Below are 22,333 nucleotides of genomic sequence, written 5' to 3' on the forward strand. Positions count from 1 at the left end.
TGAGAAAAAACTTAACCGGAGGATGCCATGTCGACTCCCGACAATCACGGCAAAAAAGCCCCTCAATTTGCCGCGTTCAAACCGCTAACCACGGCACAGAACGCCAACGACTGTTGCTGCGACGGCGCATGTTCCAGCAAGCCTACACTCTCTGAAAAAGTCTCCGGCACCCGCTATAGCTGGAAAGTCAGCGGCATGGACTGTGCCGCCTGTGCGCGCAAGGTAGAAAATGCCGTGCGCCAGCTTGCAGGCGTGAATCAGGTACAGGTGTTGTTCGCTACCGAAAAACTGGTGGTGGATGCCGACAATGACATCCGTGCACAAGTTGAATCTGCGGTGCAAAAAGCAGGCTATTCCCTGCGCGATGAACAGGCCACCGACGAACCGCAAGAATCACGCCTGAAAGAAAACCTGCCGCTGATTACGCTTATCGTGATGATGGCAATCAGCTGGGGACTGGAGCAATTTAATCATCCGTTCGGTCAACTGGCCTTTATCGCCACCACGCTGGTTGGGCTGTACCCAATTGCTCGTCAGGCATTACGGCTGATCAAATCCGGCAGTTACTTTGCCATTGAAACGTTAATGAGCGTAGCCGCCATTGGTGCGCTGTTTATTGGCGCAACGGCTGAAGCTGCGATGGTGTTGCTGCTGTTTTTGATTGGCGAACGACTGGAAGGCTGGGCCGCCAGCCGCGCACGTCAAGGGGTCAGCGCGTTAATGGCGCTGAAACCAGAAACCGCCACGCGCCTGCGTAACGGTGAGCGGGAAGAGGTGGCGATCAATAGCCTGCGCCCTGGTGATGTGATTGAAGTTGCGGCAGGTGGGCGTTTGCCTGCCGACGGTAAACTGCTCTCACCGTTTGCCAGTTTTGATGAAAGCGCCCTGACCGGAGAATCCATTCCTGTGGAGCGCGCGACGGGCGATAAAGTTCCTGCAGGCGCCACCAGCGTAGACCGTCTGGTAACGCTGGAAGTGCTGTCAGAACCGGGTGCCAGCGCCATTGACCGCATTCTGAAACTGATCGAAGAAGCCGAAGAGCGCCGCGCACCCATTGAGCGGTTTATCGACCGTTTCAGCCGTATTTACACGCCAGCGATTATGGCCGTCGCCCTGCTGGTAACGCTGGTGCCGCCGCTGCTGTTTGCCGCCAGCTGGCAGGAGTGGATTTATAAAGGGCTGACGCTGCTGCTGATTGGTTGCCCGTGTGCGTTAGTTATCTCCACGCCCGCGGCGATTACCTCCGGGCTGGCGGCGGCGGCACGTCGTGGGGCATTGATTAAAGGTGGCGCGGCACTGGAACAGCTAGGTCGCGTTACCCAGGTGGCGTTTGATAAAACCGGAACGCTGACCGTCGGGAAACCACGCGTTACCGCCATCCATCCGGCAACGGGTATTAGCGAATCTGAACTGCTGACACTGGCAGCGGCGGTCGAGCAAGGCGCGACGCATCCGCTGGCACAAGCCATAGTTCGTGAAGCGCAGGTTGCTGCACTCGCCATTCCCGCCGCCGAATCACAGCGGGCGCTGGTCGGGTCTGGCATTGAAGCGCAGGTTAACGGTGAGCGCGTATTGATTTGCGCTGCTGGGAAACATCCCGCTGATGCATTTGCTGGTTTGATTAATGAACTGGAAAGCGCCGGGCAAACGGTAGTGCTGGTAGTGCGTAACGATGATGTGCTGGGTGTCATTGCATTGCAGGATACCCTGCGCGCCGATGCCGCAACTGCTATCAATGAACTGAACGCGCTGGGCGTCAAAGGAGTGATCCTCACCGGCGATAATCCACGCGCAGCGGCGGCAATCGCCGGGGAACTGGGGCTGCAATTTAAAGCGGGCCTATTGCCGGAAGATAAAGTCAAAGCCGTGACGGAGTTGAATCAGCATGCGCCACTGGCAATGGTCGGTGATGGTATTAACGACGCGCCAGCGATGAAAGCTGCCGCCATCGGGATTGCTATGGGCAGCGGCACAGACGTGGCGCTGGAAACCGCCGACGCAGCATTAACGCATAACCACCTGCGCGGCCTGGTGCAAATGATTGAACTGGCACGCGCCACTCATGCCAATATCCGCCAGAACATCACCATTGCGCTGGGGCTGAAAGGGATCTTCCTCGTCACTACGCTTTTAGGGATGACCGGTCTGTGGCTGGCAGTGCTGGCAGATACAGGTGCGACGGTGCTGGTAACGGCGAATGCGTTAAGGTTGTTGCGCAGGAAGTAAAGGTGTTGCCTGATAGCCTCTGGCTATCAGGCTTAGCGCTGGGCCGGGAACGGCGGCATGGTCAGGAAAGCATAATAAAGCGCTAACATCAGAATGACGGAGATAACACTAAATGCAGCAACCAGGCGGGATGTTAATGATGGCCTTTTGAACATCAACCACAGGGCATAAGCAAGCCCGACACCGTTAAGTAAAGGTAAAAAAATCATTAGCCAGAGCCACCCCCAGCCAAATAACCCCAGCCATCCCACCGCAACGATAAAAACAGGGAGCAGCCAATTGGGGGTGAATATCGCGAGTAATCCCAGTAATGCCAGACAAACTGGAATTAAATAATCCATTTGTGCATTCCTTTGCATTCCATAACGCTGGCAATCATTGCCCTTACGTGCCCACATGCCGGATGCGGCGTGAACGCCTTATCCGGTCTACAAGCCGATCACAACATTGAGCGTGTTCGATGCAACGAAGGTTACAGACCGTATCAACGTAGGCCTGATAAGACGCGCCAGCGTCGCATCAGGCTGCCCCATCAACCACCTTTGCGAATCAAATAACGATAAGGCAGTCCATCCGTCTCTTTAGCAACCAGTTCATGTTCCATAAAAGTACAAAACCCAGGAATATCGCGGGTCGTGGCTGGATCATCGGCAATAATCAGCAATGTTTCGCCAGGCTGCATATTGCGCACGGTTTTGCGCACCATCATCACCGGTTCCGGGCAGCGCAGGCCAAGCGCGTCGAGTGTGTGGTCAGGGCTGGAAAAGAGATCGGTCATTTTCTTCTCACCATATAAAAAAACGGCGCTAGTTTACGCCCTGTGAGTCCGTTAGCAAACAAGGTTAACGATTGCGTGAAAATTAACCATTGCATTGTCAACATAAAGCAGTATCATGCGGCGGCTCGAAAAAAGGGTAAGCACGTTATTATGTTAAGGTAACAGACGTGTCGTACGTATTGGGTTCCCTCACCCCAATGGCTAATCAAAAAGGTACAATATGAACGCTTTCTCACAAACTCAACGCTACAAGGCGTTGTTCTGGTTATCGTTATTTCATCTTCTGGTGATCACCTCCAGCAACTATCTGGTTCAGCTTCCGGTCTCTATTTTCGGTTTTCATACCACCTGGGGCGCGTTTAGCTTTCCGTTTATTTTTCTTGCTACCGACCTGACCGTGCGTATTTTTGGCGCACCGCTGGCTCGTCGCATCATCTTTGCGGTGATGATCCCTGCGTTGCTGATCTCCTACGTCATCTCGTCGCTGTTCTATATGGGTTCATGGCAGGGATTCGGCGCTCTCGCCCACTTCAACCTGTTTGTCGCTCGTATCGCTACTGCCAGCTTTATGGCCTACGCGCTAGGGCAGATCCTCGACGTGCATGTCTTTAACCGCCTGCGCCAGAATCGCCGCTGGTGGCTGGCACCGACGGCGTCCACACTGTTCGGTAACGTTAGTGACACGCTGGCCTTCTTCTTCATTGCTTTCTGGCGTAGTCCGGATGCCTTTATGGCCGAACACTGGATGGAAATCGCGCTGGTTGATTACTGTTTCAAAGTGTTAATCAGCATCGTTTTTTTCCTGCCAATGTATGGCGTATTACTCAATATGCTATTGAAAAGACTGGCAGATAAATCCGAAATCAACGCTTTGCAGGCCAGTTAAAGGTTCGTTATCAGACTTGTGATAAGATGGATGAATGAGCCGTTATGGCCGTTTATCGAAAGGAAGATGTCAATGCGCAATCTGGTTAAATATGTCGGAATTGGCCTGCTGGTTATGGGGCTTGCGGCCTGTGATGATAAAGACACTAACACTACAGCGGAAGGTACAGTCGCGGAAAGTAACGCTACCGCGAATCCCGTCAACCTGCTTGATGGCAAGTTAAGCTTCTCGCTGCCAGCGGATATGACCGACCAGAGCGGTAAGCTGGGAACACAGGCCAATAACATGCACGTCTGGTCCGACGCCACCGGGCAGAAAGCGGTGATTGTTATTATGGGCGATGATCCGAAAGAAGACCTGGCTGTGCTGGCGAAGCGTCTGGAAGATCAGCAACGTAGCCGCGATCCACAGCTGCAAGTGGTGACCAACAAAGCCATTGAGCTGAAAGGTCACAAAATGCAGCAGTTAGACAGCGTTATCTCTGCTAAAGGCCAGACGGCATACTCTTCCGTCATTCTGGGTAACGTGGGCAACCAACTGCTGACAATGCAAATCACACTGCCTGCTGACGATCAGCAAAAAGCGCAGACCACCGCAGAAAACATCATTAACACGCTGGTTATTCAGTAAGTTTTAAGATGACGAAACGGCCTCAGGTGCTTCCACCGGAGGCCGTTTTTTTAATCGCCACGTCAGCAATAACGCGATTGCGACCAGCCCCGCCGCCGCCAGATAAATCACCGGTACGCCCGCCCAACTCATCACCAGCCCTGCCAGTGGTCCGGTCACGCCAAGCGATAAATCCATAAATACGGTGTAGGTTGCCAGCGCCGCCCCCTGATTCTGCTGCGGCACCGCTTTGACCGCCACTACGCCCAATGCCGGGAACACCAGCGAAAAGCCCGCCCCCGCCAGTAAGACGCCGATTTTCGCCATCCACGGCATAGTCGCCACGCCAACCAGCAGCAGGCCGATTATCTCAACGCTAAAGCAGAGCATCGCCACGTTTAAGCCACCAATGCGGTTTATGCCGTTAGGGAATAACAATCGCGTTCCAACAAACGCACAGCTAAACAACGTCAGCGCGAAGGCCGCACCGTCCCAGCCTTTAGCGTCATAAAACAGCGTGATAAAGGTGGCGATAACGCCAAACCCGGCGGAAGCCAACGCCAGCGCCATACCGTACAGCCAGACGCGCCCAAGTACCGCGCGAAACGGCAGAGGTTTGCCTTTACTGGCTTTCACCGTCGGACGCGGTATTGCCAACAAAATAGCCACCAGCGCCACGCCCATAATGATTAATGCTAACGCCTGCAAACCGCCCCAGTGATAAAACACCACACCTAACGGCGCGCCCATCGCCATCGCCCCGTAAGTGACAATGCCATTCCACGAAATCACTCGTCCGATATGCAGCGAACCGACCACGCCAACGCCCCACAGTGTCGACCCCGTTCCGGCAAAACTTTGCCCAATCCCAAGAATCACGCGCCCCAGGCAAAGTAATAACAGACTGATAATTGGCAGACTGGCGGTTAACCCAGCCACCAGATAACCCAGCCCGCTCAAAAAGCAGCCGCACAAACCGAAGACGACAATCTTTTTTGGCCCCAGCAAATCAGCATAACGCCCGGCATGAGGACGACTCAGCAACGTGGCGAAATATTGCAGACTGATAACCAACCCCGCCCAGAAGGCGCTAAAGCCCATCACATCATGGACATAGCCCGGTAGCACGGCGAGCGGTAATCCGATGGTCAGATAGCTGGCGAAGTTAAACATCACAATGGAGACAATGCGCAAATTCAGGCGCATTCCGTTAAGCGCCGGTTCGGCAACAGGTACGGGCATGAGGAGCACCACATTTTTACAACAGTGTTTCATTTTTACCACGTGGTGGCGTGTAAATCAGCAAGAAGAATCAGAATATTGCTGGCGTGACTCCCGCTACACTTAATACAAAAAGTCATAAGGAAGCCCCAATGGAAACATCTCAACCCGATAAAACGGGCATGCACATTCTACTCAAGCTGGCTTCACTGGTAGTAATCCTCGCGGGTATTCACGCAGCGGCAGATATCATTGTGCAATTGTTACTGGCGCTGTTTTTCGCCATCGTCCTCAATCCACTGGTGACCTGGTTTATTCGTCGCGGAGTTCAGCGTCCCGTTGCCATTACGATTGTAGTCGTAGTGATGTTGATTGCGCTTACTGCGCTGGTCGGCGTACTGGCGGCATCGTTTAACGAATTTATCTCTATGCTGCCGAAGTTTAATAAGGAGCTGACGCGCAAGCTTTTTAAATTGCAGGAGATGCTGCCTTTTCTTAATTTGCATATGTCGCCGGAACGAATGTTGCAGCGGATGGATTCAGAAAAAGTTGTCGCCTTCACCACTGCGCTGATGACCGGGCTTTCCGGGGCAATGGCGAGCGTACTTCTGCTGGTTATGACCGTTGTTTTTATGCTGTTTGAAGTACGCCACGTCCCTTACAAAATGCGCTTTGCGTTGAATAACCCACAGATTCACATCGCCGGATTACACCGCGCATTAAAAGGCGTTTCGCATTATCTGGCATTAAAAACACTGCTAAGTTTATGGACGGGCGTTATCGTCTGGCTGGGGCTGGCGCTGATGGGCGTGCAGTTTGCGCTGATGTGGGCAGTACTGGCGTTTTTACTCAACTACGTCCCCAATATCGGCGCGGTAATTTCCGCCGTACCGCCAATGATTCAGGTGCTGCTGTTTAATGGTGTTTACGAATGTATTCTGGTCGGCACATTGTTTTTAGTTGTCCATATGGTCATCGGCAATATTTTAGAACCACGGATGATGGGCCATCGCCTGGGGATGTCCACGCTGGTGGTGTTTCTTTCGTTGTTGGTTTGGGGATGGCTGCTCGGTCCGGTAGGAATGCTACTCTCGGTACCATTAACCAGCGTCTGTAAAATCTGGATGGAAACCACCAAAGGTGGTAGCAAACTGGCGATTTTACTGGGACCGGGAAGGCCGAAAAGTCGGTTACCAGGTTAATAGCGCATCCTGATCAGGCAATGGCTGCTGTTTATCTAACGGTGGCCATTTGATTTGAGGAAATGATGAAATATTATTCAGAAAATTAATTTATAAAAACCACTCCTTAAGCCAAATATATATAAACACCGAATAATTATTAAATTCCCATCCCAGAGAACGCACTGATTATATTGTGTTATTTTTATTGCCTCATTTTTCTCACTCACTTATAGTTGGTCCCCGCTGGCAGTAATTTAGTCATCTCAAAATGATTTGTTCTGATGTGCACTTACTGACTTATCTCATAAGTAAATTTTTCTCTAAATAAAGAATAGTGATACCAGCAATTATAGTTAAATCCTGCTTTACTCGTAAAAACAATACTTTAATGGGGTTCTAATGAAACACTACATGAAATGGTTTGCTGCTATTGCTGTTGTGGGCGCTTTAGCGGGTTGTGCGCGTACTGCACCAATTGATCAAGTTCACTCAACCGTCAGCGCTGGTCATACCCAGGATCAAGTAAAAAAAGCGATTCTGAAAGCTGGCGTTGAACGCAAATGGATTATGTCCGAAGCCGGACAAGGCGTAATTAAAGCACGTCAACAATCACGCGATCATTCAGCAGAAATTCGCATTAACTACACAGCATCCAGCTACGATATCAATTATGAAAATAGTCAGAACCTGCAAGCATCAGGCGGACAAATTCATAAAAACTATAATCGCTGGGTCCGTAATCTCGACAAAGATATTCAACTGAATTTGTCGGCTGGCGCAGATTTGTAATTTCCCCTAAAGTCGGGCCGCTTCGGTCCGATAATAATTTAATTCCCTCTTAACAGGTTGTGCCCAACATGTACGAACAGGATTCTCTTAGCGCACTGGATGCGATTACCGAAGCTCAACGCATTGCCTTTGCCCCCATGCTTTTTCAAACAGCTCTCTGCCTGCGTAATGCGGGTGTGCTTTCTTATCTGGATCGACAAGGCAAACATGGCGCAACGCTGGCTGATATCACCGAAAATAGTCATATCAACGAATATGCTGCCAGCGTTCTGTTAGATATGGGCTTAAGCGGGCGAATTATTACCTGCAAAGAGGGAATTTATTACCTGGCGAAAATCGGTCATTACCTCCTGCATGACACCATGACGCGCGTGAATATGGATTTCACCCAGGATGTCTGTTATCAGGGGCTATTCTTCCTCGCCGATTCACTCAATGAAGGCAAACCTTCCGGGTTAAAAGTATTTGGCGACTGGCCGACGATATATCCGGCACTTTCACAATTACCTGACGCCGCCCGTGAAAGCTGGTTCGCGTTTGATCATTACTATTCAGATGGCGCATTTAACGCCGCACTGCCTTATGTATTCGCCAACAACCCCACAACCTTGTACGATGTAGGCGGCAATACCGGTAAGTGGGCTTTGCGCTGCTGTAAATACAACGAAAACATCACCGTTACGTTATTAGATCTGCCACAACAAATCGTGCTCGCCAAAGAAAATATCGCGAATGCAGGCTTTTCTGATCGTATAGATTTCCATGCTGTGGATATGCTAAGCGATGCGCCGTTACCGGGCGAGGCTGATATCTGGTGGATGAGTCAATTTTTAGACTGTTTTTCACCCGAACAAATAATTAGCATACTCAGCAAAGTTGCCAGCGTAATGAAGCCCGGCGCAAAACTTTGCATTATGGAGTTGTTCTGGGATGCACAGCGGTTTGAAGCGGCATCGTTTAGCCTGAATGCCTCCTCACTTTATTTCACCTGCATGGCAAACGGTAACAGCCGTTTCTATAGCGCAGAGAAATTTTACGACTATCTGAATAATGCAGGATTTCAGGTAGCAGAGCGCCACGATAATTTAGGCGTTGGGCATACATTATTGATATGCCAAAAGAAATAATCGTCACTTAATAATTTTGGTTTACCGCGGGCGCGCGTTGATGAAATTTACATTAAATATTACCGACTGGAAGGCACTGGCGCCTGGACTTAGCGAAGCCCAGCAATGGCAAGCATGGTCGCGCCAGCCGTGGGCGATTGACCCTGCTGCACCGTTTGCAAAATTATGCGAATTGCCAATGATGACCGCCCGCCGTCTCAGTTCTGGCAGCAAACTGGCCGTGGAGTGCGGTCTGGCAATGCTACGCCGCCATCAAATAGACGCCGTTTTGTATACCAGTCGTCATGGCGAACTGGAACGCAATTACCGCATTGTTCATGCACTGGCAACCGAACAGGCACTCTCTCCGACCGACTTCGCGCTCTCCGTACACAACTCTTCCGTGGGTAACCTGACCATTGCGGCCAAACAACCGATCGTTTCGTCATCGCTTTCGGCTGGTCGCGACAGTTTCCAGCAAGGTTTGTGTGAAGTGCTTAGCCTGTTACAAGCGGGATACCAGCGCGTGTTGATGGTCGATTTTGATGGCTTTCTGCCTGAGTTCTATCACCCACAACTGCCAGCAGAAATGCCGACCTGGCCGTACGCCGTCGCGCTGGTGATTGAAGCTGGCGATGACTGGCAATGTGAAACACAGCCAGTCATTGCGGGCAATGAAACATCACTGCCGCAAAGCATGTTGTTTTTACAGCACTTTTTACAAAATGTTGATAAGTTTTCACTGCCTGGCGAGCGCGTGCAATGGCGCTGGAACCGCAGATGAGTAAGCTGATGTCGCGCCTGGAGTGGACATGGCGACTGGTTATGACCGGGTTGTGTTTTGCCCTGTTTGGCCTCGGCGGACTACTGCTCTCTGTAGTGTGGTTTAACGTATTGTTGGTTTTGGTGTGGGATACTTCCCGCCGCCGTCGTTTGGCGCGTCGCAGCATTGCCGCCAGTTTTCGCCTGTTTTTAACAGTCGCAAAAGGGCTTGGCGTGCTGGATTATCGGATTAATGGGGCTGAAATCTTACGTCAGGAACGCGGTTGCCTCGTCATAGCCAATCATCCCACGCTGATCGATTACGTACTACTGGCATCTGTCATGCCAGAAACTGACTGCCTGGTAAAAAGCGCGCTGTTGAAAAATCCTTTTCTTGGCGGCGTCGTGCGGGCGGCAGATTATTTAATCAACAGCGAAGCTGAAACCCTCTTACCCCGTTGCCAACAGCGACTGGCACAGGGCGACACTATCCTGATTTTCCCCGAAGGCACGCGAACGAAGCCCGGTGAAAAAATGACGTTGCAGCGCGGGGCAGCGAATATTGCCGTGCGCTGCGCCAGCGATTTACGCATCGTGACGATCGGCTGTAGCGAGCATCTGCTGGATAAACAAAGTAAATGGTATGACGTTCCGCCTGCCAGGCCGTTTTTTACGGTTGAAGTCCGTGGGCGGGTAGAAATCAATAAATTTTACGATGCAACTTCACAAGAACCGGCGCTGGCAGCAAGGCAGCTAAACCGGCATCTTTTGCTTCAATTACAACAAGGTTGTTTACCTCTCTCAGGAATAAATAATGCAAGCGCTTTATCTGGAAATTAAAAATCTCATCATCAGCACCCTCAATCTGGACGAGTTGACTCCTGATGATATCGATACCGATGCGCCGCTGTTCGGCGACGGTTTAGGGCTGGATTCCATCGATGCCCTGGAACTGGGGCTGGCAGTGAAAAATGAGTACGGCATCGTGCTCTCCGCGGAAAGTGAAGAGATGCGTCAGCACTTTTTCTCCGTCGCCACTCTGGCCTCTTTCATTGCTGCGCAACGCGCCTGAGGAAAGCCATCATGACACAACAACAAACCGTCTATCAGGAAGTCTCAGCCCTGCTGGTCAAGCTGTTTGAAATCGATCCGCAGGACATCAAACCTGAAGCGCGCCTGTACGAAGATCTGGAACTGGACAGCATCGACGCCGTTGACATGATTGTGCACCTGCAAAAGAAAACCGGTAAGAAAATCAAGCCGGAAGAGTTTAAAGCAGTGCGTACAGTCCAGGATGTCGTAGAGGCCGTAGTACGCCTGCTACAAGAAGCCTGATCTGATGTCGGGCATTCGCTCGCTACCGATTATTAAGCTGCTGACCGGATTATTGCTGCTCGCCTGGCCGTTTGTGATTTGGCTTGGTTTGGCACATAACGGCCTGCATTGGCTGTTGCCGCTGATGGCGCTGCTGCTTTTGTTGCGCCTGCGCCAGCCCCGTCGCCAGGCGGGGCCACTACAAGCCGTCACACAAATCGTCGCTGTCGTAGGCATCGCCTTGTGTGTCGCCAGCTTTCTGTTGAAAACGCACCAGCTACTGCTGTTTTACCCGGTAGTGGTTAATACGGTAATGCTGGCGGTTTTTGGCGGTTCGCTGTGGTCGGCAATGCCGATAATTGAGCGGTTGGCGCGTTTGCAGGAGCCAGACCTTCCGGAAAAGGGCGTGCGCTATACCCGCCACGTTACGCAAGTCTGGTGCGGCTTTTTCATCATCAACGGCGGAATTGCCCTCTTTACCGCGCTGCATGGCGATATGTCGTTATGGACTGCATGGAACGGCATGATTGCTTATTTGTTGATGGGGACGTTAATGGCTGGTGAATGGCTGGTGCGCCGTCAGGTGATGAAAAGAGATCGCTCATGAAGCAGACCTTACCGCTTGCACGCTGGCTGACTGCGCCACGCCCTGATGACACGCCCATTGCGTGGCTGGACGAAAGCTCCTGGACGCTGGGCGATTTGCGTCACGATGTCGCGCAACTTATCTGCCGTTTGCAGCAACGGCCCGGGAAACGCTGGGCGCTATGCTTTGAGAACAGCTATCTGTTTATCGTTGCCCTGCTGGCGACGCTACACGCTGGAAAAACGCCGGTGCTTCCGGGGCATAACCGTGTTAACCAGCTTAATGAGCAACGTGAACTGTTCGATGGTGTACTTAGCGACAGCGAACTTAACTGGCAAGGTTCATTACTGTTGGTAGCAAGTTCCCCACAAGTCGCGACACAATCATTCACCTTTGCCGCCATAGCACCAGATGCTTATATCGAGTTGTTTACCTCCGGTTCTACAGGGCAGCCGAAGCGGGTGATTAAACCTGTTTATTTGCTGGACCGTGAAGCACAACTGCTGGCTGAACGATTAGGCGCACGTCTGGCGGGTTGTCGGGTGGTCGGTTCCGTATTGCCACAGCATTTGTACGGCCTGACTTTTCGCGTTTTCCTGCCAATGGCGCTGGGATTACCGCTGCACGCCGCCATGCTCTGGTATGTCGAACAGTTTGCCGCGTTGAGTCACCAGCATCGCTATATCTTCATCAGCAGCCCGGCATTTTTGAAGCGTCTGGATGCTCAGCTATCCCCGCCGCCTGTTCAGGTGCTTCTGTCTGCTGGCGGTGAGCTACCGTGGCAGGACGTACAACACACTGCGAGCTGGCTGCGCGTCTGGCCTGATGAAATCTACGGCAGCACGGAAACCGGCGTTATCGCCTGGCGTTACCGCGAACAAGAGCAACGCCGCTGGCTACCCTTCCCAGGTATGCAGTTCCAGGCAGAAGGTGATGTTTTTCGCCTCTTTTCACCGCTGATGGCGGATGATAACGGCCTGTTACTCGACGATATCTTGCAGTTTACCGAAGACGGTCAGTTCCATCTGATGGGACGTCGCGGACGCATCGTTAAGATTGAAGAAAAACGTATTTCTCTGCAGGAAGTGGAACAACGTCTGCTGGCGCTGGACGGTATTCGCGAGGTGGCGGCAGTTCCCGTTATGCGCGGCGGGCGTCAGCGCATTGCCGTTTTGCTGGTGCTGGATGACGAAGCTCATCTGCAATGGCAGAACGGCGGCGGGCATCGCCAGGAAATGACCTGGCGGCGATTACTGCGCCCGACGCTGGAGCCAGTTGCCATTCCGCGTTACTGGCGCGTTATTGATGAAATGCCAGTAAACAGTATGAACAAGCGTGTCTATGCGCAATTACAGGAGTTATTTCATGAAGCCCCATGAAATCGAGCGCCATCAGGCACAAGCGAATCACCTTGAGATTGTTTTGCATCTCAGGGCAGATCTGTTCTGGTTTCGCGGTCATTTTGCCGTGCAACCATTACTCCCCGGCGTGGCGCAAATCGACTGGGCGATGAGCTACGCGCTCACTCTGCTCGCGCCCGGCTGGCGTTTTCACTCCATTCAGAACATAAAATTCCAGTCTCCGTTGCTGCCAGATAACCGCGTCACGCTCACGCTTAACTGGCAGGAAGATCGTCAGATTCTGAGCTTTAGCTATCAACGTCACGACGGTGACGCCCGCCACACCGCCAGTAGCGGGAAGATCCGTCTATGTCGGTAAACTTTTCTCCCTGCGTGTTGATCCCCTGCTACAACCACGGCGCGATGATGCCAGGCGTGCTGGCGCGTCTTAAGCCATTTAATCTGCCCTGTATTGTGGTGGATGACGGCAGCGATGCCGCCACGCAACAGCAACTGGATAAGCTGGTTAACGAACAGCCTGGCGTGACCTTAATTCGCTTAGCAGAAAACGCAGGTAAAGGCGCGGCGGTGATGCGTGGCTTACAGGCGGCGGCAGACGCAGGGTTCAGCCATGCGGTACAGGTGGATGCTGACGGTCAGCACGCGATTGAAGATATCCCCAAACTGCTAACACTTGCCGAACAGCACCCTGCGGCGCTGATCTCCGGCCAGCCAATTTACGATGACTCAATCCCCCGCTCACGGCTGTACGGGCGCTGGGTCACCCACGTATGGGTATGGATCGAAACGCTCTCCCTGCAACTGAAAGACAGCATGTGCGGCTTTCGCGTTTATCCGGTTGCGCCAACGCTGCAACTGGCAAAACACGCCACCATCGGCAAGCGGATGGATTTCGACACCGAAGTGATGGTGCGCCTCTACTGGCAGGGAAATACCAGTTATTTCGTGCCGACCCGCGTCACCTATCCGCTGGACGGGCTTTCGCATTTTGATGCCCTGAAAGATAACGTCCGCATCTCGCTAATGCACACGCGTCTGTTTTTCGGCATGTTGCCGCGTATTCCTTCGCTGTTAATGCGCCGCTCTTCCAGCCACTGGGCGCGGCAGAGTGAGGTGAAAGGGTTATGGGGAATGCGCCTGATGCTGCTGGTCTGGCGTCTGCTGGGAAGAACGGCGTTTGGCGCGCTGCTTTACCCGGTGGTGGGCGTCTACTGGCTCACCGCCAGCCGGGCGCGTAAAGCGTCGCAAGACTGGCTCGCCCGTGTGCGCCAACAGCAACCACAGGCAGCAAAACTCAACAGCTATCAGCACTTTCTACGTTTCGGCAACGCCATGCTCGACAAAATCGCCAGCTGGCGCGGCGAGCTGCAACTGGGGCGCGATGTGCTGTTTGCGCCAGGCGCAGAAGCGGCGCTTGACGTCCGCGATCCGCGCGGCAAATTGCTGCTGGCCTCGCATCTTGGCGATGTGGAAGTGTGCCGGGCGCTGGCAAAAATTCAGGGCTACAAAACCATTAACGCGCTGGTGTTTAGCGAAAACGCCCAACGCTTTAAACAGATAATGCAAGAGATGGCCCCGCAGGCAGGCATCAACCTGCTCCCGGTAACAGATATCGGCCCGGAAACCGCCATCCTGCTGAAAGAGAAGCTGGATAATGGCGAATGGGTGGCGATTGTCGGTGACCGCATCGCCATCAACCCGCAACGCGGCGGCGACTGGCGCGTCTGCTGGAGTCCATTTATGGGCCAGCCTGCGCCCTTCCCACAGGGGCCGTTTATTCTCGCGTCCATTTTGCGCTGCCCGGTGAATCTGATTTTCGCCCTACGCCAGCACGGCAAGCTGCATATTCACTGCGAAACCTTTGCCGACCCGCTGCTGTTGCCGCGTGGCGAACGCCAGCAGGCGCTGCAAAACGCTATCGGCCACTACGCCGCGCGTCTGGAACATTACGCGCTCCAGTCGCCCCTCGACTGGTTTAATTTTTTCGATTTCTGGCAACTGCCGGAAGTCCAGGACAAGGAGTAAAGGGTGCTTAACGATCCCCGATTTACCGCTGAAGTCGAGCTGACCATTCCATTTCACGACGTCGATATGATGGGCGTGGCCTGGCACGGTAACTATTTTCGCTACTTTGAAGTGGCCCGCGAGGCGCTGCTCAACCAGTTCAATTACGGCTATCGGCAGATGAAAGAGTCCGGTTATTTGTGGCCAGTGGTCGATGCGCGGGTGAAATATCGCCACGCCCTCACCTTTGAGCAACGCATCCGCGTGCGTGCGCATATCGAAGAGTTCGAAAACCGTCTGCGGATTGGCTATCAGATTTTCGATGCCGAAACGGGAAAACGCGCCACCACCGGATACACCATCCAGGTCGCGGTAGACGAGCAAAACCGCGAACTGTGCTTTGTCAGCCCCGATATTCTGTTTGAACGCATGGGAGTCAAACCATGAAATTTTTGCCGCTGCTGGCGCTGCTGATTAGCCCGTTTGTAAGCGCCCTGACCCTGGACGATCTTCAGCAACGCTTTACCGAACAGCCGGTGATCCGCGCCCATTTCGATCAAACCCGGACGATTAAAGATCTGCCGCAGCCGCTACGATCTCAGGGCCAGATGTTGATCGCCCGCGACCAGGGGCTGTTGTGGGATCAAACCTCACCGTTCCCCATGCAGCTATTGCTCGACGATAAACGCATGGTGCAGGTGATCAACGGTCAGCCGCCGCAAATCATCACGGCAGAAAATAACCCGCAGATGTTCCAGTTTAACCACCTGCTGCGCGCGCTGTTCCGGGCCGATCGCAAAGTGCTGGAACAAAACTTCCGCGTCGAATTTGCCGACAAAGGCGAAGGCCGCTGGACACTGCGCCTGACGCCGACCACCACGCCGCTGGATAAAATTTTCAACACCATCGATCTCGCCGGGCAAACCTATCTGGAGAGCATTCAGCTTAATGATAAACAGGGCGATCGCACCGATATCGCTCTTACCCAACATCAACTGACGCCAGCGCAACTGACCGATGACGAACGCCAACGTTTTGCCGCCCAGTAAACGCCCCGCGCTGTTATGGGGGATCGTCTGCCTGGTCATGGCGGCGGCGTTGCTGAACCTGCTGCCGCAATCACGGCTGAACAGTAGCGTGCTGGCTATGTTACCCAAACAGGCGATGGGCGATATTCCCCCAGCGCTGAATGACGGCTTTATGCAGCGTCTGGACCGTCAACTGGTGTGGTTAGTCAGCCCCGGTAAAGAGGCTAATCCCAGGGTGGCTCTGGAGTGGCTGACGCTACTGCAAAAATCCGCAGCGCTCGGCGACGTTAAAGGGCCAATGGATGTCGCCAGCCAGCAAGCGTGGGGAGCGTTTTTCTGGCAGCACCGCAACGGCCTGATTGACCCCGACACCCGCGCCCGCCTGCAAAACGGCGGCGAAGCGCAGGCGCAGTGGATCCTCTCCCAGCTTTATTCCGCGTTCTCCGGGGTAAGCGGCAAAGAGTTACAAAACGATCCGCTGATGTTAATGCGCGGCTCGCAGCTGGCGATGGCGAAAAACGGCCAGCGTTTGCGGCTGATGGATGGCTGGCTGGTGACTCAGGATCCACAGGGCAACTACTGGTATTTGCTGCACGGCGAACTGGCGGGATCGTCGTTTGATATGCAGCAAACCCACCAGCTCATCACGACCCTGAATACGCTGGAAAAGGATCTGAAAACGCGTTACCCGCAGGCTCAGTTGCTCTCACGCGGCACGGTGTTTTACAGCGATTACGCCAGCCAACAGGCGAAGCAGGATATCTCCACCCTGGGCGTGGCAACGCTGCTGGGAGTGATATTGCTGATTGTGGCGGTGTTTCGCTCTTTACGCCCGTTGCTGCTTTGCGTAATTTCCATCGGCATCGGCGCGCTGGCGGGAACGGTCGCCACCTTGTTGATTTTCGGCGAATTACACCTGATGACGCTGGTGATGAGTATGAGCGTTATCGGCATTTCCGCTGACTACACGCTCTATTACCTCACCGAGCGGATGGTGCACGGCAACGACGTTTCGCCGTGGCAAAGCCTGGCGAAAGTGCGTAATGCCTTACTACTGGCGCTGCTCACCACCGTGGCGGCATATCTGATTATGATGCTCGCCCCTTTCCCCGGTATTCGCCAGATGGCGATTTTTGCCGCCGTCGGGTTGAGCGCCTCCTGTCTGACCGTCCTGTTCTGGCATCCGTGGCTGTGCCGTGGCCTGCCGGTACGTCCGGTTCCGGCGATGGCGATGATGCTGCGCTGGCTGGCAGCGTGGCGGCGTAATAAAAAACTGTCGCTGGGTCTGCCCGTCGCGTTGGCGCTGTTTTCGCTGGCGGGGATGTCAATGCTACGCGTCGATGACGATATCTCGCAGTTACAGGCGCTGCCGCAGCATATTCTGGCGCAGGAAAAAGCCATTACCGCCCTGACCGGACAAAGCGTCGATCAAAAATGGTTTGTGGTTTACGGCGACTCCCCACAGCAAACATTGAGGCGGCTGGAGAAATTTACCACCTCACTGGAGAATGCGAAAAAAGACGGGCTTATCAGCAACTACCGCACTATTCCGCTGAACTCCCTGCCGCGGCAGGAGGAAGATTTAGACCTGCTGAAAACGGCTGCCCCGACGGTAACGAAAGCGCTGCAAAACGCCGGGCTGACGGCGGTGAACCCGGATCTCAATGCCATGCCAGTGAAGGTCGATGAATGGCTGGCAAGCCCCGCCAGTGAAGGCTGGCGTCTGCTGTGGCTGACGTTGGAAAACGGCGCAAGCGGCGTACTGGTGCCGGTTGAAGGGGTTAAAAGTAGCGAGTTGTTGCAGGAAATCGCCAGCTATTACCCTGGCGGCATTGCCTGGGTTGATCGCAAAAGTACCTTTGATGAATTGTTCGCACTTTACCGCTACGTCTTAACCGGCTTGTTGCTGGTGGCGCTGGCAGTGATTGCCTGCGGCGCAGTGGCCCGCCTCGGCTGGCGAAAAGGGCTTATCAGCCTTGTACCTTCGGTGCTTTCGCTGGGCTGCGGTCTGGCGGTGCTGGCGATTAGCGGGCAGGCGGTGAATCTCTTTTCGCTGCTGGCGCTGGTGCTGGTGCTTGGCATCGGCATCAACTACACGCTGTTTTTCAGTAATCCGCGCGGTACACCGTTAACTTCACTACTGGCGATCACGCTGGCAATGCTCACCACCTTGCTGACGCTGGGAATGCTGGTATTCAGCGCCACCCAGGCCATCAGCAGTTTTGGCATTGTGCTGGTGAGCGGTATTTTCACCGCCTTCCTGCTTTCGCCGCTGGCTATGCCCGATAAAAAGAGAACAAAAAAATGATCAAACACACATTCTGGCGGGCGCTCGCCCTGACCGCTACGCTTATCCTCACCGGCTGTAGCCACTCGCAACCAGAACAGGAAGGCCGTCCGCAGGCGTGGCTGCAACCTGGCACGCGCATCACGCTGCCTGCGCCGGGGATTTCACCCGCCGTCAATTCCCAGCAACTATTGACCGGCAGCTTCAACGGCAAAACCCAGTCGCTGTTGGTGATGCTTAATGCCGACGACCAGAAAATCACCCTTGCCGGGCTATCGTCTGTCGGTATTCGTCTGTTTCTGGTGACCTACGATGCAAAAGGGCTACGTGCCGAGCAATCCATCGTCGTCCCACAGTTACCGCCCGCAAGTCAGGTGCTGGCTGACGTGATGCTCAGCCACTGGCCGATTAGCGCCTGGCAACCGCAACTTCCCGCAGGATGGACACTTCGCGACAACGGTGACAAACGCGAACTGCATAACGCCAGCGGCAAACTGGTCACGGAAATCACCTATCTGAATCGCAAAGGCAAACGCGTGCCAATCAGCATTGAACAGCATGTCTTTAAATACCACATCACCATTCAATACTTAGGTGACTGATATGATTTATATTTCCGCCGTCGGCATGATCAACGCCCTGGGAAATAACCTTGACGAAATCGCAGCCAACCTGACTCGCGGTGTCGCTCCCGGAATGCGCCCACGCGCAGGCTGGTTGCAGGGGCATCCGCAGGCGGTCCTGGCTGGCGTGGATGGCGAGCTTCCGCTTATCCAGGAAAAATTCGCTGCGCACCGCTCGCGCAACAATCAGATCCTGCTGGCGGCGCTGGCGCAGATCCAGCCGCAGGTTGATGACGCTATAGCGAAATATGGTCGCGAGCGCATCGCGATTGTACTTGGCACCAGCACCTCCGGCCTGCATGAGGGCGACACGCACGTTAACCTGCGCACCAACGGACAGCCGAGCACCACATGGCACTACGCGCAGCAGGAACTCGGCGATCCGTCGCGTTTTCTCAGCCACTGGCTGGCGCTCGACGGCCCGGCCTATACCCTTTCAACCGCTTGCTCTTCCAGCGCCAGAGCGATGATCAGCGGGCGCAGGCTTATCGAAGCGGGGCTGGTCGATGCAGCCATTGTGGGTGGCGCAGATACCCTGAGCCGAATGCCGATTAACGGTTTTCACAGCCTCGAATCACTGTCGCCAACCTTATGTCAGCCGTTTGGTCGTGACCGCGCAGGTATCACCATTGGTGAAGGAGCGGGGCTAATGCTGCTGACCCGCGAACCGCAGCCCATCGCGTTGCTGGGCGTTGGTGAATCAAGCGACGCTTACCATATTTCGGCCCCGCATCCGCAGGGGGAAGGGGCGATCCTCGCTATTAATCAGGCGCTGACCGATGCGCAGCTTACGCCAGATGACGTCGGCTATATCAACCTGCACGGCACCGCCACACAACTCAACGACCAGATTGAATCAATGGTGGTTAACGCCCTGTTTGGCGAACGTGTACCGTGCAGCTCCACCAAACATTTGACCGGACACACGCTGGGCGCGGCGGGCATTACCGAGGCGGCAATCAGCATGTTGATTTTACAGCGTGATTTACCGCTGCCCGCCCAGGATTTCAGCCTGTCGCCGCGCGATCCCACGCTGCCACCGTGCGGCATTATCGAAAAACCGCAGCCGCTGGCACGTCCGGTGATCCTGTCCAATTCCTTCGCCTTTGGCGGCAATAACGCCAGCATTCTGCTCGGGAGAGTTTCGTGAGCCACTATTTATCACCCGGCGCTTATCTGCCCCACGACGCGCCCATGTTACTGCTGGAAGAAGTGGTGAGCGTCAGCGATGACAGCGCGGTCTGCCGCGTAACGGTCTCGCCCAGTGGCGTACTGGCACCGTTTCTCGACCCGGACGGCAATCTCCCTGGCTGGTTTGCCCTTGAACTGATGGCGCAGACCGTCGGCGTCTGGTCTGGCTGGCATCGCCACCAGCAGGGCAAAAACAGTATTGCATTAGGGATGGTACTGGGCGCGCGTGAATTGCTTTGCGCCGCTGGCATTCTGCCCGTAGGCCAGACGCTGACCATTACCGTCAAACTGCTGATGCAGGACGATCGCTTCGGCAGTTTTGAGTGCAGTATCAACAACGGTACGGCGACGGGCCGTATTAATACCTTCCAGCCTACGGCAGAAGAACTTTCCTCACTATTTCAACAAGGAGCGTCCTGATGAGTCGTTCAGTTCTGGTAACCGGTGCCAGCAAAGGCATTGGTCGCGCCATCGCCTGCCAACTGGCGGCAGACGGCTTTAACATTGGCGTTCACTTTCACCGTGACGCCCCAGGCGCTCAGGAAACGCTGAATGCCATTATCGCCAACGGTGGTAACGGGCGTTTGCTCAGTTTCGACGTCGCAAACCGCGAACAGTGTCGGGAAGTGCTGGAGCACGAGATCGCGCAACACGGTGCCTGGTACGGCGTGGTTAGTAACGCAGGGATCGCCCGCGACGCCGCTTTTCCGGCTTTAAGCGATGACGACTGGGATGCGGTGATCCACACCAATCTCGACAGTTTCTACAACGTCATTCAGCCGTGCATTATGCCGATGATCGGCGCACGCCAGGGGGGGCGCATCATCACGCTGTCCTCGGTTTCCGGCGTAATGGGCAATCGCGGCCAGGTGAATTACAGCGCTGCCAAAGCCGGAATTATCGGCGCAACGAAAGCACTGGCTATCGAACTCGCGAAGCGCAAAATCACCGTCAATTGCATCGCGCCGGGGCTTATTGATACCGGGATGATCGAAATGGAAGAGAGCGCCCTGAAAGAGGCAATGTCGATGATCCCCATGAAACGCATGGGCCAGGCGGAAGAAGTTGCCGGGCTTGCCAGTTATTTAATGTCTGATATTGCGGGTTACGTCACCCGCCAGGTTATTTCCATCAACGGAGGGATGTTATGACACGTCGCGTAGTGATTACAGGAATGGGCGGCGTGACTGCCTTTGGTGAAAACTGGCAGGACGTTTCCGCGCGTCTGCTGGCGTATGAAAATGCGGTGCGCAAAATGCCGGAGTGGCAGGTCTACGATGGTCTGCACACCCTGCTTGGCGCGCCTGTTGATGATTTCACGCTACCGGAGCACTACACCCGCAAGCGTATCCGTGCGATGGGCCGCGTGTCGCAAATGTCGACCCGCGCCAGCGAGCTGGCGTTAGAGCAGGCAGGGTTGATTGGCGATCCGATATTAACCAGCGGCGAAACGGGCATTGCGTACGGTTCATCGACCGGCAGTACCGGCCCGGTAAGCGAATTCGCCACCATGCTGACTGAAAAGCACACCAATAACATCACTGGCACCACCTATGTGCAGATGATGCCGCACACCACCGCCGTTAATACTGGCCTCTTTTTCGGCCTGCGCGGGCGGGTGATCCCAACCTCCAGCGCCTGTACCTCCGGCAGCCAGGCGATCGGTTATGCGTGGGAAGCCATTCGCCACGGTTATCAAACGGTGATGGTTGCCGGTGGTGCCGAAGAGTTATGTCCTTCAGAAGCTGCGGTATTTGATACCCTTTTTGCCACCAGCCAGCACAATGATGCGCCGAAAACCACACCTTCACCGTTCGATGAAAACCGCGACGGACTGGTGATTGGTGAAGGCGCAGGTACGCTCATTCTCGAAGAACTGGAGCACGCCAAAGCGCGCGGCGCGACCATTTACGGTGAAATCGTCGGCTTTGCGACTAACTGCGACGCGGCACATATCACCCAGCCGCAGCGCGAAACCATGCAGTATTGTATGGAGCAATCGCTGAAAATCGCCGGGTTGAGCGCACAAGATATCGGCTATATTTCGGCGCATGGCACGGCGACTGATCGCGGCGATGTGGCAGAAAGTCTGGCGACAGCAACCATTTACGGTGATAATGTGCCGCTCTCCTCGCTGAAAAGTTATTTTGGTCATACGCTTGGTGCCTGTGGCGCGCTCGAAGCCTGGATGAGTCTGCAAATGATGCGCGAAGGTTGGTTTGCGCCTACGCTAAACCTGAATAAACCAGACCCGAATTGTGGCGCGCTGGATTACATCATGCATGAAGCCCGCAAGGTTGATTGTGAGTTTTTGCAGAGTAACAACTTTGCCTTTGGCGGCATTAATACATCCATCATCATTAAACGTTGGCCCTGAT

The 22,333-nt window shown here is 54.3% G+C and carries 25 protein-coding genes; 22 read left to right on the forward strand and 3 right to left on the reverse strand.

Features of this window, described 5'->3' with window-relative positions; all coding sequences use genetic code 11:
- The first annotated feature begins 27 nt into the window (after positions 1 to 27).
- A complete protein-coding gene (zntA, locus tag FEM44_RS08310) occupies positions 28 to 2,226 on the forward strand; it encodes a Zn(II)/Cd(II)/Pb(II) translocating P-type ATPase ZntA (RefSeq protein ID WP_135522465.1) in 2,199 nt (732 codons plus the stop codon).
- A gap of 32 nt (positions 2,227 to 2,258) precedes the next feature.
- Here the strand turns inward: zntA and FEM44_RS08315 are convergent, their stop codons facing one another.
- Together FEM44_RS08315 and tusA are read right to left on the reverse strand one after the other, a co-directional pair.
- A complete protein-coding gene (locus FEM44_RS08315) occupies positions 2,259 to 2,567 on the reverse strand; it encodes a hypothetical protein (protein ID WP_135522464.1) in 309 nt (102 codons plus the stop codon).
- Between the two features lie 191 nt (positions 2,568 to 2,758).
- Positions 2,759 to 3,004, reverse strand: a complete 246-nt coding sequence (gene tusA / locus FEM44_RS08320; RefSeq protein ID WP_000130621.1) for a sulfurtransferase TusA — start codon at positions 3,002 to 3,004, stop codon at positions 2,759 to 2,761.
- Between the two features lie 220 nt (positions 3,005 to 3,224).
- Here tusA and FEM44_RS08330 point away from each other — a divergent pair, with 220 nt between their 5' ends.
- Together FEM44_RS08330 and dcrB are read left to right on the forward strand one after the other, a co-directional pair.
- Entirely contained in the window at positions 3,225 to 3,890 is a 666-nt protein-coding gene (locus FEM44_RS08330) for a 7-cyano-7-deazaguanine/7-aminomethyl-7-deazaguanine transporter (protein WP_135522463.1), read from the forward strand.
- A gap of 72 nt (positions 3,891 to 3,962) precedes the next feature.
- Positions 3,963 to 4,520, forward strand: a complete 558-nt coding sequence (gene dcrB, locus FEM44_RS08335) for a phage sensitivity protein DcrB (RefSeq protein ID WP_130221346.1) — start codon at positions 3,963 to 3,965, stop codon at positions 4,518 to 4,520.
- Between the two features lie 3 nt (positions 4,521 to 4,523).
- Here dcrB and FEM44_RS08340 read toward each other — a convergent pair whose 3' ends face one another.
- Positions 4,524 to 5,774 carry an MFS transporter gene (locus FEM44_RS08340; protein ID WP_130209098.1) on the reverse strand — a complete coding sequence of 417 codons (1,251 nt, stop codon included), beginning with the start codon at positions 5,772 to 5,774 and terminating at the stop codon, positions 4,524 to 4,526.
- 98 nt (positions 5,775 to 5,872) lie between these two features.
- Here FEM44_RS08340 and FEM44_RS08345 point away from each other — a divergent pair, with 98 nt between their 5' ends.
- The 19 genes from FEM44_RS08345 (at position 5,873) to FEM44_RS08435 (ending at position 22,332) form a co-directional block, all read left to right on the forward strand.
- On the forward strand, positions 5,873 to 6,922 hold the full coding sequence (locus tag FEM44_RS08345; RefSeq protein WP_135522462.1) for an AI-2E family transporter: 1,050 nt from the start codon (positions 5,873 to 5,875) through the stop codon (positions 6,920 to 6,922).
- Positions 6,923 to 7,315: 393 nt separating this feature from the next.
- On the forward strand, positions 7,316 to 7,693 hold the full coding sequence (locus tag FEM44_RS08350; RefSeq protein ID WP_130209208.1) for a hypothetical protein: 378 nt from the start codon (positions 7,316 to 7,318) through the stop codon (positions 7,691 to 7,693).
- Between the two features lie 68 nt (positions 7,694 to 7,761).
- A complete protein-coding gene (locus FEM44_RS08355; RefSeq protein ID WP_135522461.1) occupies positions 7,762 to 8,820 on the forward strand; it encodes a methyltransferase in 1,059 nt (352 codons plus the stop codon).
- A gap of 40 nt (positions 8,821 to 8,860) precedes the next feature.
- The gene (locus FEM44_RS08360) at positions 8,861 to 9,583 is read left to right on the forward strand and encodes a beta-ketoacyl synthase chain length factor (protein ID WP_135522460.1); all 723 of its coding nucleotides are present in this window, start codon (positions 8,861 to 8,863) and stop codon (positions 9,581 to 9,583) included.
- Positions 9,580 to 10,401: a lysophospholipid acyltransferase family protein gene (locus FEM44_RS08365; RefSeq protein WP_135522459.1), complete on the forward strand. Its 822-nt coding sequence runs from the start codon at positions 9,580 to 9,582 to the stop codon at positions 10,399 to 10,401. Before FEM44_RS08360 ends, FEM44_RS08365 begins: the two co-directional genes overlap by 4 nt.
- Entirely contained in the window at positions 10,376 to 10,633 is a 258-nt protein-coding gene (locus tag FEM44_RS08370) for a phosphopantetheine-binding protein (protein ID WP_001148684.1), read from the forward strand. The genes FEM44_RS08365 and FEM44_RS08370 overlap by 26 nt, the downstream gene beginning before the upstream one ends.
- Positions 10,634 to 10,644: 11 nt before the next feature.
- Positions 10,645 to 10,896: an acyl carrier protein gene (locus FEM44_RS08375; protein WP_135522458.1), complete on the forward strand. Its 252-nt coding sequence runs from the start codon at positions 10,645 to 10,647 to the stop codon at positions 10,894 to 10,896.
- A 4-nt stretch (positions 10,897 to 10,900) separates the two neighbouring features.
- Positions 10,901 to 11,482, forward strand: a complete 582-nt coding sequence (locus tag FEM44_RS08380; RefSeq protein WP_135522457.1) for a hypothetical protein — start codon at positions 10,901 to 10,903, stop codon at positions 11,480 to 11,482.
- The gene (locus FEM44_RS08385; RefSeq protein ID WP_135522456.1) at positions 11,479 to 12,840 is read left to right on the forward strand and encodes an AMP-binding protein; all 1,362 of its coding nucleotides are present in this window, start codon (positions 11,479 to 11,481) and stop codon (positions 12,838 to 12,840) included. Before FEM44_RS08380 ends, FEM44_RS08385 begins: the two co-directional genes overlap by 4 nt.
- Positions 12,827 to 13,180 (forward strand): 3-hydroxyacyl-ACP dehydratase FabZ family protein, encoded by a 354-nt coding sequence (locus FEM44_RS08390; RefSeq protein ID WP_135487109.1) that lies wholly within the window; start codon positions 12,827 to 12,829, stop codon positions 13,178 to 13,180. Before FEM44_RS08385 ends, FEM44_RS08390 begins: the two co-directional genes overlap by 14 nt.
- Entirely contained in the window at positions 13,171 to 14,847 is a 1,677-nt protein-coding gene (locus FEM44_RS08395; RefSeq protein WP_135522455.1) for a glycosyltransferase family 2 protein, read from the forward strand. The genes FEM44_RS08390 and FEM44_RS08395 overlap by 10 nt, the downstream gene beginning before the upstream one ends.
- 3 nt (positions 14,848 to 14,850) lie before the next feature.
- Positions 14,851 to 15,273, forward strand: coding sequence for an acyl-CoA thioesterase (locus FEM44_RS08400; protein WP_135522454.1), 423 nt, complete (start codon positions 14,851 to 14,853; stop codon positions 15,271 to 15,273).
- Positions 15,270 to 15,875, forward strand: a complete 606-nt coding sequence (locus FEM44_RS08405; RefSeq protein WP_135522453.1) for a LolA family protein — start codon at positions 15,270 to 15,272, stop codon at positions 15,873 to 15,875. Before FEM44_RS08400 ends, FEM44_RS08405 begins: the two co-directional genes overlap by 4 nt.
- Positions 15,844 to 18,162 (forward strand): MMPL family transporter, encoded by a 2,319-nt coding sequence (locus FEM44_RS08410; RefSeq protein WP_135522452.1) that lies wholly within the window; start codon positions 15,844 to 15,846, stop codon positions 18,160 to 18,162. Before FEM44_RS08405 ends, FEM44_RS08410 begins: the two co-directional genes overlap by 32 nt.
- On the forward strand, positions 18,159 to 18,743 hold the full coding sequence (locus FEM44_RS08415; protein ID WP_135522451.1) for a DUF3261 domain-containing protein: 585 nt from the start codon (positions 18,159 to 18,161) through the stop codon (positions 18,741 to 18,743). The genes FEM44_RS08410 and FEM44_RS08415 overlap by 4 nt, the downstream gene beginning before the upstream one ends.
- A gap of 1 nt (position 18,744) precedes the next feature.
- Entirely contained in the window at positions 18,745 to 19,914 is a 1,170-nt protein-coding gene (locus tag FEM44_RS08420; RefSeq protein WP_135522450.1) for a beta-ketoacyl-[acyl-carrier-protein] synthase family protein, read from the forward strand.
- The gene (locus FEM44_RS08425) at positions 19,911 to 20,375 is read left to right on the forward strand and encodes an ApeP family dehydratase (RefSeq protein WP_135522449.1); all 465 of its coding nucleotides are present in this window, start codon (positions 19,911 to 19,913) and stop codon (positions 20,373 to 20,375) included. The genes FEM44_RS08420 and FEM44_RS08425 overlap by 4 nt, the downstream gene beginning before the upstream one ends.
- Complete coding sequence (locus tag FEM44_RS08430; RefSeq protein WP_135522448.1) at positions 20,375 to 21,106, forward strand: 3-ketoacyl-ACP reductase FabG2; 732 nt, start codon at positions 20,375 to 20,377, stop codon at positions 21,104 to 21,106. Before FEM44_RS08425 ends, FEM44_RS08430 begins: the two co-directional genes overlap by 1 nt.
- A complete protein-coding gene (locus FEM44_RS08435) occupies positions 21,103 to 22,332 on the forward strand; it encodes a beta-ketoacyl-ACP synthase (protein WP_135410743.1) in 1,230 nt (409 codons plus the stop codon). Before FEM44_RS08430 ends, FEM44_RS08435 begins: the two co-directional genes overlap by 4 nt.
- Position 22,333 lies beyond the last annotated feature (1 nt).

This window comes from Escherichia sp. E4742 (assembly GCF_005843885.1).
Taxonomy (GTDB): Bacteria; Pseudomonadota; Gammaproteobacteria; order Enterobacterales; family Enterobacteriaceae; genus Escherichia.